Raw genomic sequence first — 15,180 nt, forward strand, 5'->3', positions numbered from 1 at the left:
ACGCGGACGGCCACGACGTGTGGTCCTTCCCCGCGGGCGATCCCCTGTCCCCGACGCAAGAGGTTCTCCGTGTCCGTCTCCTTCATCCGCCGCATCGCTTCCCCGAAGAAGGCCCTCACCGCCGCCGCCGTGGCCGCCGCCACCGCCGGTATGGCTCTGACCGCGGCGCCCGCCCAGGCCGCCACCACCTCGGCCTCCTCCGCCCAGGCGATCGCGCACCGGATGATCCCGGACGCCGCGCAGTTCAACGCCTTCAGCAAGATCGTCTCGCATGAGAGCGGCTGGAACCCCACCGCCACCAACAGCTCCTCCGGCGCCTACGGCCTGGTCCAGGCGCTGCCGGGCTCGAAGATGTCCTCGGCCGGTTCCGACTGGAAGACCAACCCGGCCACCCAGATCAAGTGGGGTCTGGACTACATGAACTCCCGCTACGGCAGCCCCGTGAAGGCCTGGAGCTTCTGGCAGGCCAACGGCTGGTACTGAGCCACCCTGCGCTGAAGCCCCCGCATCCGCACCCTCGCCTCCGCTCGGCGAGGGTGCGCGCGTCTGTACGCCGAGCGGGCTGCTTTCCCCTCCCTTTCCCCGCGGGCGCGCGTGTCCTGCCCCACGCCCCCGGCGTGACGGACGCAGGCTGCGCCGGAAACGCCCCGCGGAGGAACGATGACGACGCCGACGCCACCGGTGGAGCAGGACCCGGAGACCCGCGGGCTGCGGCTGGTGGCCGTGCTGCTGGGACTCACCATGGTCAGCGGCCTGATCGACGCCGTCTCCTATCTGAGCCTGGGGCGGGTCTTCACGGCCAACATGACCGGCAACGTGGTCGTCCTCGGCTTCGCCGCGGCCGGCGCCCCCGGCTTCTCCGTCTCCCACACGGCCACCTCCCTGGGCTGCTTCCTGCTCGGCGCGGCGACGGCCGGCCGGGCGGTCCCCGCCTCGGCGCCGGCTCCCGCCGCCGCCGGGTCCGGCTCGCCCTGACGGTGGAGGCGGTGCTGGTCGGCGCCTCGGCGGCCGTGGCCTTCGCCCGGCCGGACACGGGCGGCACCCGGTACGCCCTGATCGCCGTCACGGCCTACGCCCTGGGCCTGCGCAACGCCACGGTCCGCACGCTGCGCGTGGCCGACCTGCCCACCACCGTCCTGACGACGACCGTGACCGCCCTGGCCGCGGAGTTCCGCCTCGGTGACGCGACGGGCCACCGCTCCCCCCGCCGCTCGGCCTCCGTCCTGTCCATGGCCGGCGGCGCCTGCCTGGGCGGGTGGCTGGTCCTCCGGCACGGACCGGCCCTCCCCCTCCTGCTCGCGGCACTCGTGTCCGGGGTTCTGGCGGTGCTGGCGTCCGGCCGGGAGTGACGCGCCGGCCGGAGCGGCAGGAGAGACACCCCCGGGCCGGCCGCCGGTCGGGCACCCGCGACGTCGGACCCGGCACCCGCGACGTCGGACCGGCGACGGCCGGCCGCGAGCAGCGGCACGCGGAGTCCGCCGGTGAGCGGCGTGGCACGCCGGCCCCGACGGGTGAGCGGCGGGAACGCGGAGGCCGTCCGTGGCCCCGGCCCGGCGGCTCAGCCGGCCGTCACCCGGAGTTCCTTCACCCCGTTGATCCACGCCGAGCGCAGCCGGCGGGGGGCGTCGCCGGTCAGGCGCAGGCCGGGCATCGTGTCGGCGAGGGCGTTGAAGATGAGGTCGATCTCCAGGACCGCGAGGGACTTGCCGAGGCAGTAGTGGGGACCGCCTCCGCCGAAGCCCAGGTGGGGGTTGGGGTCGCGGGTGATGTCGAAGGTGTCGGGGTCGGTGAAGGTTTCCGGGTCGTGGTTGGCGGAGGCGTAGAAGAGCCCGATCCGGTCGCCCTTCCTCACGAGTACGCCGCCGAGTTCGGTGTCCTGGGTCGCCGTCCGCTGGAAGGCGTTGACCGGGGTCGCCCAGCGGACGATCTCCTCGGCCGTGGTGGACGGGCGCTCACGGCGGAAGAGGTCCCACTGGCCGGGGTGGGTGAGGAAGGCGTGCATGCCGTGGGTGATGGCGTTGCGGGTCGTCTCGTTGCCGGCGACCGCCAGCATCAGCACGAAGAAGCCGAACTCGTCGGAGTTCAGGTTGCCCTCGTCCTCCGCCGCCACCAGGGTCGTCACGATGTCCCGGGCCGGGCACCGCTTGCGCTCGGCGGCCATGTTCATGGCGTACGCGATGATCTCGGCGGCCGACCGGGCGCCGACCTCCTCGGTGATCGCGTACTCGGGGTCGTCGTAGGCGATCATCTTGTTGGACCAGTCGAAGATCTTCGACCGGTCGTCCTGCGGCACGCCGATCAGCTCGGCGATGGCCTGGAGCGGCAGCTCGCAGGCGACCTCGGTGACGAAGTCGAACGGTCCGCGGCGGGCGCGGGCGGCGGCGACGACGGCCTCGGCGCGGGCCCGCAGCCGGTCCTCCAGCGCGCGGATGGAGCGTGGCGTGAACCCGCGCTGCACTATCTGGCGCACCCGCGTATGTTCCGGTGGATCCATGTTGAGCAGGATCAGCCGCTGCGCGTCGATCGCCTCCCGCCGGATGTGCTCGTTGAAGCGGATGACCGCGGTGTTGAGGGAGGAGGAGAAGAGTTCCGGGTGCGTGGAGACGTACCGGACGTCGGCGTGTCGGGTCACGGCCCAGTACCCGGTGTCGGCGAAGCCCGCGACGCCGTGCGGCTGCGGGATCCAGCGGACCGGTTCGGTACGGCGCAGCTCGGCGAACTCCGGGAGGGGCACACGGTGGTGCAGCAGGTCGGGGTCGGTGAGGTCGAACCCGTCGGGCAGCGCTGGACAGGACATCGGCGACTCCAGCCATCTGACGGTCCATCAGCGGGTGCGGTGACGGTAGTAACGGGTTCTACAAGTCGCAAGGGGTACGGCTCCGCCAATCCGCGCGGAACGCGACGGATCGCTCCGCCGGCACCTGCAAGACCCTTGCGGTGACGGACGTCACGTCAGCAGACTGCTGGGCAGAACTAGAACGCGTACTAGTTCTGGAGGAGAGCCCTCTCGGAGAGGACCCGCACCCATGGCCGCCGAACCCGTGATCGTCGAAGCCGTACGCACCCCGATCGGCAAGCGCGGCGGCGCGCTCGCCAACCTGCACCCCGCCTACCTCCTGGGCGAGACCTACCGTGAACTCCTCGGCCGTACCGGCATTCCCGCCGACGCCGTCGAGCAGATCGTCGGCGGCACGGTGACCCACGCCGGCGAGCAGTCGATGAACCCCGCGCGCACGGCCTGGCTGACCATGGGGCTGCCGTACGAGACGGCCGCGACGACGGTCGACTGCCAGTGCGGCTCCTCCCAGCAGGCCTCGCACATGGTGGCCAACATGGTCGCGGCGGGCGTGATCGACGTCGGCATCAGCTGCGGTGTCGAGGCGATGTCCCGCGTGCCGCTCGGTTCCGGCTCCAAGCACGGACCCGGGAAGCCGTTCCCCGACGAGTGGAACGTCGACCTCCCCAACCAGTTCGAGGCGGCCGAACGCATAGCGCGGCACCGGGGTCTGACCCGCGAGGACGTCGACGCGCTCGGGCTGCTGTCGCAGGAGCGGGCGGCCCACGCCTGGGCGGAGGAACGTTTCAAGCGGGAGACCTTCGCCGTGCAGGTGCCGACGACGGAGGAGGAGCAGTACGCCGGACAGGGCATGTGGCGCCTGGTCGACAGGGACGAGGGGCCGCGGGACACCTCTCCGGAGGCGTTGGCGGGCCTGAAGCCGGTCATGCCGACGGCGGTCCACACGGCCGGCAACTCCTCCCAGATCTCCGACGGCGCGGCCGCCCTGATGTGGGCGTCGAAGCGGATGGCCCGCGCCCTGAAGCTGAAGCCGAGGGCGAGGATCGTCGCCCAGGCCCTGGTGGGCGCCGACCCGCACTTCCACCTGGACGGCCCGATCGACGCGACCCGCGCGGTCCTGGGCAAGGCGGGCATGTCCCTGAAGGACATCGACCTGGTGGAGATCAACGAGGCCTTCGCCTCCGTCGTGCTGAGCTGGGCCCGCGTCTTCGAGCAGAGCCTGGAGAAGGTCAACGTGAACGGCGGCGCCATCGCCCTCGGCCACCCGGTCGGCGCGACGGGTGCCCGTCTGATCACCACCGCCCTGCACGAGCTGGAACGGACGGACAGGGAGTTCGCCCTCGTCACCATGTGCGCGGGCGGCGGCCTGGCCACCGGAACGATCATCCAGCGGCTGTAATCCCCTCCCCTGGCCCCCGGCGGACGCGACAAGGATCACACCGAACGGCACGCATGGCCGCGGGTGAGCGGGCAGACGTACCTGCGTATCCGCGTTTTAGCTGCACTCTGCAGCTAAATGCATACACCACGTAAGGGGCAGAAGTCCCCGTATGGTCGTTTTTCGGCCCGTCGTACGTCATCGTCGCCGTCCGGGTCCCGTCCCTGTCCCCGTCGAAAGGTAGGCGAGCCCCGTTTTGGCGACCGCCACAGCCGTCATCCCGCACCAGAAGACCCGCCGGGCCGCCCAGACCCGCGACGTCACCGTCACCGACCCCGCGCTGGTCAAGCGTGCCGTGAAGGCGGCGGCGCTCGGCAACGCCATGGAGTGGTTCGACTTCGGCGTCTACAGCTACATCGCGGTCACCCTGGGCAAGGTCTTCTTCCCGTCCGGCAACCCGACCGCGCAGCTGCTGTCCACGTTCGGCGCCTTCGCCGCGGCCTTCCTGGTCCGCCCGCTCGGCGGCCTCGTCTTCGGCCCGCTCGGCGACCGGGTGGGCCGGCAGAAGGTCCTCGCCCTCACCATGATCATGATGGCGGCGGGCACGTTCGCGATCGGCCTGATCCCGTCGTACGGCACGATCGGCGTCGGCGCGCCGCTCCTGCTGCTGGCCGCCCGGCTGGTGCAGGGCTTCTCCACCGGTGGTGAGTACGCGGGCGCGACCACGTTCATCGCCGAGTACGCGCCGGACAAGAAGCGCGGCTTCCTCGGCAGCTGGCTGGAGTTCGGCACGCTCGCCGGCTACATCGGCGGCGCGGGTCTGGTCACCCTGATGACGGCCCTGCTCTCGTCGGACGACCTCACCTCCTGGGGCTGGCGGATCCCGTTCCTGATCGCCGGTCCGATGGGCATCATCGGCCTGTACCTGCGGATGAGGCTGGAGGAGACCCCGGCGTTCGCCGCCGAGGTCGAGAAGGCCGAGGCCGCCCGGCCGAAGGTGCCGCTGCGCGAGATGGTCGCGGGCCAGTGGAAGTCCCTGCTGCTGTGCATGGGCCTGGTGCTGGTCTTCAACGTCACCGACTACATGCTGCTGTCGTACATGCCGAGCTACCTCACCAGTGAGCTGAAGTACGACGAGACGCACGGACTGCTGGTCGTGCTCGCCGTGATGGTGCTGATGATGATCGTGCAGCCGTTCGCGGGCGCCCTGACCGACCGGATCGGGCGGCGGCCGGTGATCGCGGCGGGCTGCGCGGGCTTCCTGCTCCTGTCCGTCCCGGCGCTGCTGCTGATCCGCGAGGGCAGCCTGCTGGCCGTCGGACTGGGCATGGGCGCCCTGGGCCTGCTCCTGGTCTGCTTCACCGCGGCCATGCCGGCCGCGCTGCCCGCGCTGTTCCCGACACGGGTCCGCTACGGCTCCCTGTCCATCGGCTTCAACATCTCGGTGTCCCTGTTCGGCGGTACGACCCCGCTGGTCGTGACGGCGCTGATCGGGGCGACGGGCAACATGATGATGCCCGCGTACTACATGATGGCCGCCGCTGTCGTGGGCGGTTTCGCGGTCTGGCGGATGTCGGAGTCGGCGGGCAAGCCGCTGCCGGGTTCCGCGCCGGCGGTGGAGGGCAGCTAGGCGCCTTCGGGGGGTGCGGGCCGGCTCCCGGGTGCGGTTGCGTGGGGGGCGGGAGCCGCGGTGCCGCGGGCCGGCGCCCCGCGAGCCCCGGCGTGCGACCCCACCCCCGCCCGGTCCCCGTTCCGGAACCATGGACACGCGGGCACCGTCTGTAGCCCCGTGAAGCGCGCCCGGATACTCGCCGTCGTCCTCGCACTGCTCGGCATCCAGCTCGGCTGGCTGATGGCCCCCGCCTACGCCTGCGGCTGCGGTGCCATGGTCCCCGGGCCGGCGACCCGCATCGCCGTCTCCGACGAGCAGTCGGTGCTGCGCTGGGACGGCCGGCACGAGCAGATCGTGATGCGGCTGACGGTGAACGGCGACGCCGAGCACGTCGCGTGGATCATGCCGGTCCCGCACCGGGCGACCGTCCGCCTCGGCGACCCGGCCCTCTTCGACCAGCTGGCCGAGACCGTCGCCCCGGTCCACCGCACCCGGTACCACTTCTGGCCCCGCACCGGCGACTGGCCCTTCGACGGCGGCCGCCCGGTCGGCGACGGCGCCCCGCCCCCGGCCGCGGGCGGCACCCGCGTCGGCGTCGTCGGCCGCCAGCGGCTCGGCCCCTTCGACGTGGCCCGGCTGACCGCCACCGACCCGGCCGCCCTGCAGGACTGGCTCCGCGACCACGGCTTCACCCTGCCGGGCCGGCTGAGGACCGCCCTCCAGCCGTACGTCGACCGGCACTGGGAGTACGTCGCCGTCCGCCTCGCCCCGGACACCCGCGGCACCCCGCTGCACGGCGCCCTCGACCCGCTCCACCTCACCTTCGCCGCCGACCGCCCGGTCTACCCGATGCGCCTGTCCCGGCTGGCGGGCACCCCGCAGCGGCTCGCCCTGTACGTCCTCGCCGCGCACCGCATGGAGACGCGATCGGCGATCGGCGGTACCCGGCCCCACGTGCTGTTCGCCGGACGGGTCGGCACCCGGCGGGGCGCCCTGGGCGAGCTCGCCGCCGGCACCCCCTACCTCACCGCGCTCACCCAGGTCTTCCCGGAGCCCGCCCGCATCTCCGGCGACCACGAGCTGCGCCGGGCCGCCGCGGACACACCGGTCCAGCCGGTGGTCCACGAGGACGAGCTGCGCCGGGTCGCCGGGATACCCGCCTGGTCGCTGACGGTCGGCGGCACGCCGGCGGTACTCGTCGCGGCGGCCGCCCTGGTCGTCGTACGCCGCTCACGCCGGCCGGTGACTCCGCCGCCGCCGGTCTCCCCGCCCGCGCCGCTCGGCTGAGATCATCGAGACAGGACACTCGGGAAAGGCGGCAGACGCTATGAGCGGGCAGCAGCACTGGGACGACGTCGACGACTACTTCATCAGCACCCTCTCACCGGACGACGACGCGCTGCGCGCGGCCCTGCGGGACAGCGATGCCGCCGGGCTGCCCGCCATCGCCGTCACCGCGGCGCAGGGCAAGTTCCTCCAGCTGCTCGCCCAGCTGCAGGGTGCCCGGAACATCCTGGAGATCGGCACGCTCGGCGGGTACAGCACGATCTGGCTGGCCCGTGCCCTGCCCGGGGACGGCAGGCTGATCTCGCTGGAGTACAGCGCCAAGCACGCCGAGGTGGCCGTGCGGAACATCGCCCGCGCGGGTCTGGACCGGATCGCGGAGGTGCGGGTGGGACCGGCCCTGGAGTCGCTGCCCAAGCTCGCCGACGAGAACCCGGCCCCCTTCGACCTGGTCTTCATCGACGCGGACAAGGTCAACAACCCGCACTACGTGGAGTGGGCGCTCCGGCTCACCCGGGCGGGCAGCGTGATCGTCCTGGACAACGTGGTGCGCGGCGGCCGGGTGGCCGACGCGGGCAACACCGAGCCGGACGTGGTCGGCACCCGTGCCGCGCTGGAACTGATCGCCACCCACCCGCGGTTGACCGGTACGGCGCTCCAGACGGTCGGCGGCAAGGGCTACGACGGCTTCGCGCTGGCCCGGGTGCTCGGCTGAGGCCCCGTCGGCGGGGACCGGCTCAGAGGTCGTGGTAGAAGCCGACGTTGACGCTGCGCGGTGCGGTGCGGTCCTGGATGACGATCTCGCCGGACCCGCCGTGCGGCAGCGCGACGGTGGCGCCGTAGTCGACGGGCCGCACGTGCGGTCCGAGGGCGAGCCGGACCTCGGACGCCGGGTCGGGCTGGGAGCCGCGCAGCCAGGTCAGCTGCCAGGTGCCGTCCGGGCCGCACACGAACTCCAGGTGGACGCGGGAGACGAACAGCCAGTCGTCGGGGGTGACCAGCCGGCACAGCCCCCCGTCGCGGCCGACCCGCAGGACGGCGCCGGGCTCGCTGGGCGCCTCGGCCATCGTCATGCCGGCGGTGGCGCCCGTGTCGGCCCCGGAGACGGTGGCCATGGTGAGTTCGAGCACGAGCGTTCCCCCTGAAACGTCCTGGTGCGGCGGGTGATTGCGGCGGGCGGGGTGCCGTACCGACGCCGCATGATAAAACGCCCGGCGGGGCCGCGTCCGGCACAATGGGCTCATGACCGAGCGAAAGCCACCGGGTGTGCCGTTCGAGTCCTGGGTGGACAAGCAGATCCGGGACGCGCAGGGGCGCGGGGAGTTCGACCGGCTACCGGGAGCGGGTGCGCCGCTGCCGGCGGACGTGGAGTCGGCGTACGACGAACTGTGGTGGGTCAAGCGGAAGTTGGCGCGCGAGGGGCTGTCCGTGCTGCCGCCCGCGCTGGCGCTGCGCAAGGAGGCGGAGGACGCGCTGGAGGCGGCGTACGCGGCGCCCTCGGAGCGGATCGCCCGGAAGATCATCGAAGATGTCAACGTCCGCATCAAGGACATGATGTTCAAGCCGCCGCCCGGTCCGCCGCTGGGCAGGAAGCCGTACGACGTCGAGCAGGTCGTACGGGAATGGCGGCAGCGCAGGGCTGCCGCCAGGGGTGACGGGGGCGCGGCGGGGTCAGCCGTGTAGCAGGCGCCCGGCCAGCTCCCGGTAGTCCCGCAGGGCGAGCCGCAGCTGTTCGGTGTCGGCCCCGGCGGCCGTACCGCCCGCCTCGGCGTCCTCCCAGGACATCCGCAGCGTGCGGCGGCGGCGCGTGACGGCCTCGGTGAACCGCCTGGCGATCTCCTCCAGGGCCCGGTCGGCCTGCTCGACGGCATCCCTGGGGTGCTCGACGAACCCGACGGTCACCTCCCGCAGCCGCTGTTCCCACCGGTCCGTCTCCTCGTGCGGCAGCAGCGGGGCGCCGACGCCGGAGGGGGCGGTCGTGGTCTCCCCGGCGGTGCCGGCCGCGCCGCCCGGCGCGGCCGGCCAGGCGTCCGCCGCCCGTCCCTCGGTCGTACGGGACTCACGTCCGCTCACCCCGCCGACGGCCGGGGCCCCGAGCCCGTCGTCCGGCATCGCGCCTTCCTCCTCCCCGGCCCTCTCGGGGCCGCCGGCGTCCCTGCCGACGGTGCGGGCGTCCCGCCCGCCGTACGTCTCCGCGCCCGGCCCCTGCGTGCCGGGTGTCCCGGGTCCCAGTTCCTCCGTGCCGGGCCGCAGCCCCTCGGAGCCGTGGGGCCCTGCGGAGTCGGGGCCCCCGGCCGGACCGCCGCGGGACCAGGAGTCGTCGGCCGCGTCGGAGGCGGGGCTCTCCACCGGCCCCGGGGCGGACCCGGTGGCCCCGGACGCCCCGGACCGGGGTGCGCCCGCCGGGCCCGGAGGGGGCTGCGGCGTGTCCTCCGGAGTGCGGTCGTCGCCGGTCAGCCCTTCCCGGCGGGTACCGGCCGCGCCGGGGAGGTGTCCGCTCCCCGGCTCGTCCGCGGTCCGGCCGGCCGTGTCCGCGTCCCGGACCCAGCCGTCCGCTCCCTCACCCGACAGCCGGTCGCCTCCGGCCGGGCCCGCGCCCGGCTCCCGGCCGGCTCCGCTCCCGCGTGCTCCCGGTTCGCCCGGCAGGCGTTCCTCCGGCCGGGGCTTCCTCGGCACCCGGCGGCCCGGGGCCGCGTCGCCCGGGGCCCATTCGTCTCTCTCCACGGAATTCTGCTCCGGCGTCCACTCGTCACCTCGGGCGAGGCGCTCCGGGTGGCGGCGGTCGCCGCCGGGGCCGCTGGTCCTGTCCGTCATGATGGTCAGCTCTCCTTCGGCCGGCTGCGGTGCGGGGCCCACGGCGCCTGGGTGCGGGCGTGGGAGTGGCCGGCGGCGGGCGGTGCCGTGCGCTCCGTGCCGACGGGGGCCCGGTGCCGGCCGGACTCGGTGCCGGTCAGGTCGTCGAAGAGGGCGCGGGCTCCGAGCAGCGCCGACCGCAGCTCCTCGGTCCCCGTACCGGTCTCGCTCGTGCCGCCGGCGCCCGCGCGGGCCATCCGGTGCACGTGCCGATAGGCGTCGACGTGGTCCGGGTGGTGCACGGACAGCGCGGCGAGCTGCTCCTCGTACCGCCCGCCGTCGGGGTAGCCCCGCTCGGCGGCGAGTTCCGCGAGCAGCCGGTCGGCCTCGGCCACCGCCTCCCGGGGCGATTCGACGAAGTGTTCCTGCACGGCCGTCCAGCGGTCCGCGTACCGCTGCCGCTCGGTGGCGTCGAGCGGCCGCTCCCGCAGGTCACCGTGGCGTTCGAGACGCTGGGCGAGTTCCCGTTCGGCGGCCTTGGTGTCCCCGTCGTGCAGGGCCACGGTCCGCTCGTACTCGGGCCCGAAGCGCCGCTTCAGGCCGGCCCCGCCCCGCCCCCCGCGCCCGCGCACGACGAGAGCGGCTCCGCCGAGGACCACGACCGCCGCGAGCACGATCAAAATGATCAGGCCTGTGGACATGCTTCCCCTCCGGTCCGACCGGCCCCGCTGGCCGGCTCACCGTCCGGGTGACCCGGAACCCCGTCCACAAACGACGCCCCGTCCCGCGGCAGGCCCGCGGAATGCGGTTGCGGAGGGTGCCGGGCCGCTCCCGACAATGGCCGGCATGACATGGACGATCGCTCCGGAACCGTACGACTCCCCGGCCGCCGCCGCCCTGTGGCGGGCGTACTACACGGAGGTCAGCGACCGCTGGTACCTGCTGCACGAGGGGCACCCCACCGACCCGGAGGAGCTGGAGCGGGAGATCGCCGCGCGCCCGGGCGGCGACCTCGTGCCGCCGGGCGGGCGGCTGCTGATCGGCCGGTACGACGGCACACCGGCCGGTTCGGCCGGCGTACGGCTGCTGGACGCGGACACCGCCGAGCTGACCCGGGTGTTCGTGCTGCCGGGGATGCGCGGCCGGGGCGGGGCGGCGCTGCTGGTGGCCGCCGCCGAGGAGGCCGCGCGGGCGCTGGGTGCCCGGCGGATCGTCCTCGACACCCGCGGTGACCTGGTCGAGGCCCGCGCCCTGTACACCCGCCTCGGCTACACGGAGACCGGACCGCACAACGCCGACCCGTACGCCGAACACTGGTTCCGCAAGGAGCTGCCGTCGGCGGAGGCCGTCAACCGGCCCGGGTGACCGTGCCGTTGTGCGGGCGTTCGCGTTCGGCTCCGCAGAGTTCGCCGGTGAGGTCCCGGACCAGGTGGGTGAGGTCGGTGGAGCGGCCGGGCTGCCACCAGTCGCCGAGCAGTTCGGCCAGGGACTCCTCGCGGGCCGTGGCGAGCCGTTCGGCGGCCTCGCGGCCGGTGGCGGTCAGGACGAGGTCCAGGCCCCGGCGTTCGGCGAGCCGGCGTTCCTCGACCTGGCGGGCGGCGGCCATGACCGCCTGGAGCGGGACGGGGCTGCGCTCGGCCAGCACGGCCGGTTCGACGGAGCCGTAGCGGCGCATGCGCAGCAGCATCCAGCTGGCGGCGGGCAGCAGGTCGTAGCCGGCCCGTTCGGTGATCTCCCGGTAGACCTCGCGGCGGCCCTCGCGGGTGCCGAGGACGGACAGGGCGCGGCACACCTCGTCGTAGGAGGAGCGCTCCACGGGGTTGGGCGGGATGGTCTCGGAGACGTCCGGAGCGGTGACCGAGCCGCGCAGCCGGTCCTCCTTCAGGAACCAGGCCAGCAGGAAGCCGACGAGGGCGACGGGGGCGGCGTAGAGGAAGACGTCGGTGATGGCGGACGCGTAGGCGTGCAGGGCCGCCGGGCGCAGGGCGGGCGGCAGGGCGGCGATGCCCCGGGGGTCGGCCTTCAGCGCGCCGGCGCTCGTGCCGGGCGGCAGGCGTACGCCCCGGAAGGCGTCGGTGAGCTTGTCGCCGAGGCGGCTCGCGAAGACCGTGCCGAAGACGGCCACGCCGAAGGAGGCGCCGATGGAGCGGAAGAAGGTGGCACCGGAGGTGGCGACGCCCAGGTCCTCGTAGGAGACGGCGTTCTGCACGATCAGCACCAGGACCTGCATGACCAGGCCGAGGCCGAGGCCGAAGACGAAGAAGTAGACGCTCATCTCGGCGGTCGGGCTGTGTTCGTCGAGCCGGTGCAGGAGCAGCAGGCCGAGGGTGGTGACGGCGGTTCCGGCGACGGGGAAGACCTTCCAGCGGCCGGTGCGGCTGACGATCTGCCCGGAGAGGGTCGAGGACAGCAGCAGTCCGGCCACCATGGGCAGCATGTGCACGCCGGACAGGGTCGGGGAGATGCCGTGCACGACCTGGAGGAAGGTCGGCAGGTAGGTCATCGCGCCGAACATGGCGAAGCCGACGACGAAGCTGATGACGGCGGCGAGGCTGAAGGTGCGGATGCCGAAGAGTTTCAGGGGCAGCACGGGTTCGGCGGCGCGCCGCTCGACGGCGACGAACGCCACGGCCAGCAGCACGCCCAGCACGGCGAGCCCGATGATCTGCGCCGAGTCCCACGCCCAGGTCGTACCGCCGAGCGAGGCGACCAGCACCAGGCAGGTGGCTACGGCGGCGATCAGGAACGTGCCGAGGTAGTCGATGACGTGGTGGGCGGTGCGGCGCGGGATGCGCAGGGCGGCGGCGATCACGGCGAGCGCGACGACGCCGACGGGCAGGTTGACGTAGAACACCCAGCGCCAGCTCAGGTGCTCGGTGAACAGCCCGCCGAGCAGCGGTCCGAGCACGCTGGTCGCGCCGAACACGGCGCCGAACAGGCCCTGGTAGCGCCCGCGTTCGCGGGGCGGCACGAGGTCGCCGACGATCGCCATGGACAGCACCATCAGCCCGCCGCCGCCCAGCCCCTGCAGCGCCCGGAAGGCGATGAGCTGCGGCATGTCCTGCGCCATGCCGCACAGCGCCGAGCCGATCAGGAAGATCACGATGGCGGTCTGGAACAGCCGCTTGCGGCCGTACTGGTCGCCGAGTTTGCCCCACAGCGGAGTCGCGGCGGTCGAGGCCAGCAGATAGGCGGTGACGACCCAGGAGAGGTGCTCCAGGCCGCCCAGGTCGCTGACGATCGTCGGCAGCGCGGTCGCGACGATGGTCTGGTCGAGGGCGGCGAGCAGGAGTCCGAGCAGCAGCGCGCCGATCGGCACCAGCACACTGCCCGGGACGTGTTCGCCGCTGCCCACGTCCTTCGCCGTGCCGTGCGTGTCCAGGGCCATGGAGACCTCCCGGGGCTCGGGTGCACCTCTTCCATCGTGGTGGGTGTCAGCACTTGTGGCCTGTCGAGTCCTGCGGACGTGAAGGGGATCCGCATAATCTCTGAAGTTCCCAAGGGGAGGGGAAACAGGCGTGACGGAGGAGCGGGGCACCACGTGCCCGGAGTGCGGTGCGCCGAGGGGGCCGGACAACACCCCGTCCTGCGACTGCACCGAGCGGGCCTCGGCGGCGCTGCGGGAGGCGCGCACGGCCGAGGCGGCAGCGGCGGAGGACTTCGACCCGCTGCGGATACGGCCGTATGTGGAGGTCTCCGGCGCGGACGGGGTGCCGGAGCCCGAGGCGTCCGGGCCGCTCCCGGCCGCACGGGCGCCCGCACCTCCGGCACCGCCCGCCGCGACGACCCGGCCCACCCCGGTCCGGGCCGCCCCCGAGCCCGCCCCCGCGTCCGGGGCCGAGCGGCCCCGCTCCCGCCGTACCGCGCTGCTGGCCGTGACGGGCACGGCGCTGGCCGTCGCGGCGGCGACGGGTGCCGCCCTGTTCTCGTACCAGGCGCCGGCGCGGGACCACGTGGCCCGGGAGGTCAGGCAGGGCATCCCGGAAGCGTCGACACGGGCCCCTGCCTCACCGAGGGCGCCGATCCCCCCGGCCACCCCCCGCCCGCCGGCTCCCGCGACACCGGCCGCCCCGGCCTCGCCCTCCCCGTCACGGTCCCCGAGCCCGACCGCCACCGACTCCGGCAGCCCCTCCCCCACGGATTCCCCGAGCCCCTCCGCGACGGCCACCGCCACACCGGGCACCACCCCCGCCGTGGCCCCGGTACTGCGACGCGGCGACACCGGCCCGGAGGTCACCGAGCTCCAGCAGCGGCTGCGCCGGCTGAACCTCTACGGCGACCGGATCGACGGCGTCTTCACCCGCCCGGTCGAGGACGCGGTACGCAACTACCAGCTGGCACGGGGCGTCACGGGCGACGCCCTCGGCACCTACGGCCCGGCGACGCGGAGCGCCCTGGAGGCGGAGACGACGGAGCCGTGAGACACGGGCACCTGCACCGGCACCGGCACCGGCACCGGAAAACCGGCGGATCCCACCCGCCCGTCAGCCGATGTGCAACCGGATCGTGCCGTCGGCCGCCGCCTCGACCCGGACCCGGGTGAGGTCCCGCACCGCCACGTCCGGATCGTGGAGGACGGCACGCGGGCCGACGCCCACCACGGTCGCCCCGGCGGAGCGCCCCGCCGCGATGCCCGCCCCGGAGTCCTCGAAGACCACGCAGTCGGCCGGGTCGACGCCCAGCTCGGCGGCGCCCTTGAGGAACCCCTCGGGATCCGGCTTGCTCGCGCCCACCGACTCGGCGGTGACGCGGACGGCCGGCAGGGGCAGCCCGGCGGCGTTCATACGGGCGGTGGCCAGGGCGACGTCGGCGGAGGTCACCAGGGCGTGCGGGAGCCCGGCCAGCGCGGCGAGGAACGCGCGCGCACCGGGGATCTCCACGACACCGTCGGTGTCGGCGGTCTCCTCGGCGAGCATGCGGGCGTTGTCGGCGAGGTTCTGCTCGACGGGCCGGCCGGGCAGCAGGACGGCCATGGAGGCGTGGCCCTGCCTGCCGTGCACGACCTTCATCACCTCGTCGCCGTCCAGCCCGTGCCGCTCGGCCCAGCGCCGCCAGATGCGCTCTACCACGGCGTCGGAGTTGACGAGGGTGCCGTCCATGTCGAGCAGGAGGGCACGGGCGGTGAGGACGGTGGGCGTGGCGGTGGCCGGCATCGGCAGCTCCAGGAAGGAAAGAGGTCCCGTGTCGGGTGGGACGTCGGGAGGGACAAGGCGGCCCCGCCCGCCGGTCAGGGAAAACGGGCGGGAGCCACTTTGTTTCTCTACGGTACAAAACCCGGCCGTGATCCCGCCACCACCCCCGGCGAGCATTCACCCG

14 protein-coding genes and 1 pseudogene are annotated in these 15,180 nt (G+C 73.9%); 9 read left to right on the top strand and 6 right to left on the bottom strand.

The window, feature by feature from the left end:
• The first annotated feature begins 69 nt into the window (after positions 1-69).
• Positions 70-483, top strand: a complete 414-nt coding sequence (locus ACZ7N4_RS02215; protein WP_471352815.1) for an aggregation-promoting factor C-terminal-like domain-containing protein — start codon at positions 70-72, stop codon at positions 481-483.
• 177 nt (positions 484-660) lie between these two features.
• Positions 661-1,349 (top strand): annotated as a pseudogene (locus ACZ7N4_RS02220) (YoaK family protein).
• A 209-nt stretch (positions 1,350-1,558) separates the two neighbouring features.
• On the opposite strand, the gene ACZ7N4_RS02225 reads toward ACZ7N4_RS02220, so the two are convergent.
• Positions 1,559-2,797, bottom strand: a complete 1,239-nt coding sequence (locus ACZ7N4_RS02225; protein ID WP_471352817.1) for a cytochrome P450 — start codon at positions 2,795-2,797, stop codon at positions 1,559-1,561.
• Positions 2,798-3,026: 229 nt separating this feature from the next.
• Between ACZ7N4_RS02225 and ACZ7N4_RS02230 the strand changes: the two genes are divergently transcribed.
• The 4 genes from ACZ7N4_RS02230 to ACZ7N4_RS02245 all read left to right on the top strand — a co-directional run bounded on the left by ACZ7N4_RS02230 (position 3,027) and on the right by ACZ7N4_RS02245 (position 7,786).
• Complete coding sequence (locus ACZ7N4_RS02230; RefSeq protein WP_471352819.1) at positions 3,027-4,196, top strand: steroid 3-ketoacyl-CoA thiolase; 1,170 nt, start codon at positions 3,027-3,029, stop codon at positions 4,194-4,196.
• Between the two features lie 256 nt (positions 4,197-4,452).
• Positions 4,453-5,805 (top strand): glycine betaine/L-proline transporter ProP, encoded by a 1,353-nt coding sequence (proP, locus tag ACZ7N4_RS02235; protein ID WP_471353145.1) that lies wholly within the window; start codon positions 4,453-4,455, stop codon positions 5,803-5,805.
• A 222-nt stretch (positions 5,806-6,027) separates the two neighbouring features.
• On the top strand, positions 6,028-7,074 hold the full coding sequence (locus ACZ7N4_RS02240; protein ID WP_471353147.1) for a DUF2330 domain-containing protein: 1,047 nt from the start codon (positions 6,028-6,030) through the stop codon (positions 7,072-7,074).
• A gap of 40 nt (positions 7,075-7,114) precedes the next feature.
• Entirely contained in the window at positions 7,115-7,786 is a 672-nt protein-coding gene (locus tag ACZ7N4_RS02245; RefSeq protein ID WP_471352821.1) for an O-methyltransferase, read from the top strand.
• 22 nt (positions 7,787-7,808) lie between these two features.
• On the opposite strand, the gene ACZ7N4_RS02250 is transcribed toward ACZ7N4_RS02245, so the two are convergent.
• Complete coding sequence (locus tag ACZ7N4_RS02250; RefSeq protein ID WP_471352823.1) at positions 7,809-8,201, bottom strand: hypothetical protein; 393 nt, start codon at positions 8,199-8,201, stop codon at positions 7,809-7,811.
• A gap of 112 nt (positions 8,202-8,313) precedes the next feature.
• On the opposite strand from ACZ7N4_RS02250, the gene ACZ7N4_RS02255 reads away from it, so the two are divergent.
• Positions 8,314-8,754 (top strand): DnaJ family domain-containing protein, encoded by a 441-nt coding sequence (locus ACZ7N4_RS02255; RefSeq protein ID WP_471352824.1) that lies wholly within the window; start codon positions 8,314-8,316, stop codon positions 8,752-8,754.
• On the opposite strand, the gene ACZ7N4_RS02260 is transcribed toward ACZ7N4_RS02255, so the two are convergent.
• Positions 8,743-9,885, bottom strand: coding sequence for a hypothetical protein (locus ACZ7N4_RS02260; protein ID WP_471352826.1), 1,143 nt, complete (start codon positions 9,883-9,885; stop codon positions 8,743-8,745). The genes ACZ7N4_RS02255 and ACZ7N4_RS02260 overlap by 12 nt on opposite strands.
• A gap of 5 nt (positions 9,886-9,890) precedes the next feature.
• Positions 9,891-10,565: a hypothetical protein gene (locus ACZ7N4_RS02265; RefSeq protein WP_471352828.1), complete on the bottom strand. Its 675-nt coding sequence runs from the start codon at positions 10,563-10,565 to the stop codon at positions 9,891-9,893.
• A gap of 145 nt (positions 10,566-10,710) precedes the next feature.
• On the opposite strand from ACZ7N4_RS02265, the gene ACZ7N4_RS02270 reads away from it, so the two are divergent.
• The gene (locus tag ACZ7N4_RS02270) at positions 10,711-11,229 is read left to right on the top strand and encodes a GNAT family N-acetyltransferase (RefSeq protein WP_471352830.1); all 519 of its coding nucleotides are present in this window, start codon (positions 10,711-10,713) and stop codon (positions 11,227-11,229) included.
• On the opposite strand, the gene ACZ7N4_RS02275 is transcribed toward ACZ7N4_RS02270, so the two are convergent.
• Positions 11,213-13,252, bottom strand: a complete 2,040-nt coding sequence (locus ACZ7N4_RS02275) for an MDR family MFS transporter (RefSeq protein WP_471352832.1) — start codon at positions 13,250-13,252, stop codon at positions 11,213-11,215. The genes ACZ7N4_RS02270 and ACZ7N4_RS02275 overlap by 17 nt on opposite strands.
• Before the next feature lie 130 nt (positions 13,253-13,382).
• Between ACZ7N4_RS02275 and ACZ7N4_RS02280 the strand changes: the two genes are divergently transcribed.
• Positions 13,383-14,285 (top strand): peptidoglycan-binding domain-containing protein, encoded by a 903-nt coding sequence (locus ACZ7N4_RS02280; protein ID WP_471352834.1) that lies wholly within the window; start codon positions 13,383-13,385, stop codon positions 14,283-14,285.
• Between the two features lie 63 nt (positions 14,286-14,348).
• Here ACZ7N4_RS02280 and ACZ7N4_RS02285 read toward each other — a convergent pair whose 3' ends face one another.
• The gene (locus tag ACZ7N4_RS02285) at positions 14,349-15,017 is read right to left on the bottom strand and encodes an HAD family hydrolase (RefSeq protein WP_471352836.1); all 669 of its coding nucleotides are present in this window, start codon (positions 15,015-15,017) and stop codon (positions 14,349-14,351) included.
• Positions 15,018-15,180: the final 163 nt, after the last annotated feature.

Source organism: Streptomyces sp. NPDC107654 (assembly GCF_055639035.1).

Bases quoted from the DNA above. Each gene is read 5' to 3' on its own strand.
- ACZ7N4_RS02255 (WP_471352824.1), top strand. From the start codon at position 8,314: ATGACCGAGCGAAAGCCACCGGGTGTGCCGTTCGAGTCCTGGGTGGAC.
- ACZ7N4_RS02270 (WP_471352830.1), top strand. From the start codon at position 10,711: ATGACATGGACGATCGCTCCGGAACCGTACGACTCCCCGGCCGCCGCC.
- ACZ7N4_RS02265 (WP_471352828.1), bottom strand. From the start codon at position 10,565: ATGTCCACAGGCCTGATCATTTTGATCGTGCTCGCGGCGGTCGTGGTC.
- ACZ7N4_RS02240 (WP_471353147.1), top strand. From the start codon at position 6,028: ATGGCCCCCGCCTACGCCTGCGGCTGCGGTGCCATGGTCCCCGGGCCG.
- ACZ7N4_RS02285 (WP_471352836.1), bottom strand. From the start codon at position 15,017: ATGCCGGCCACCGCCACGCCCACCGTCCTCACCGCCCGTGCCCTCCTG.
- ACZ7N4_RS02225 (WP_471352817.1), bottom strand. From the start codon at position 2,797: ATGTCCTGTCCAGCGCTGCCCGACGGGTTCGACCTCACCGACCCCGAC.
- ACZ7N4_RS02230 (WP_471352819.1), top strand. From the start codon at position 3,027: ATGGCCGCCGAACCCGTGATCGTCGAAGCCGTACGCACCCCGATCGGC.
- ACZ7N4_RS02275 (WP_471352832.1), bottom strand. From the start codon at position 13,252: ATGGCCCTGGACACGCACGGCACGGCGAAGGACGTGGGCAGCGGCGAA.
- ACZ7N4_RS02245 (WP_471352821.1), top strand. From the start codon at position 7,115: ATGAGCGGGCAGCAGCACTGGGACGACGTCGACGACTACTTCATCAGC.
- ACZ7N4_RS02260 (WP_471352826.1), bottom strand. From the start codon at position 9,885: ATGACGGACAGGACCAGCGGCCCCGGCGGCGACCGCCGCCACCCGGAG.